Here is a 410-nt window from a genome sequence, read left to right as displayed (position 1 = left end):
CCCATCCTCTCCCCAGCGCAAATCGACGCGCACGTCATTCAAGGTAGAATTGGCAGAGGCGACGGATTCGGGAAACAGAATTTTCTTGACAATACGATCGCCATTCAGGTCAATTCCCACCAGTTTCGGGCCGCCGGAGGGAACTAAATTTTGCTTAATTTTTGCATGATCTAACAGCCAAAGGCGATCGCGCGCGTCGATGGTCATCCCTTGAACGCACAGCAACTTTTCTGAGGGCGAAGCTAAATCTAACTTGTGGATTTCTGCATTGGGGTAGGGAACAGGATTGCCGTTTTTTTCTAGTGGCTGTTTGAGTTCCGCAACGGTGAATTCTACATCGTCAACCAGTCGGGGATAGCTGATGAAAATTCGCCCTTGCTTGGATACCGCAACCCCGATCGGCATGGCAT

1 protein-coding gene is annotated in these 410 nt (G+C 50.2%); it reads right to left on the bottom strand.

The window, feature by feature from the left end:
• On the bottom strand, positions 1-410 hold a 410-nt coding region (locus tag KOE80_RS20200), incomplete at both ends, for a major royal jelly family protein (protein WP_226349856.1).

The organism is Alcaligenes sp. 13f, from assembly GCF_020496585.1.
Lineage (GTDB): Bacteria > Pseudomonadota > Gammaproteobacteria > Burkholderiales > Burkholderiaceae_B > Alcaligenes > Alcaligenes phenolicus.
Note: the sequence above shows the minus strand (reverse complement) of the source record. Positions and strands in the feature narration are given on the sequence as shown.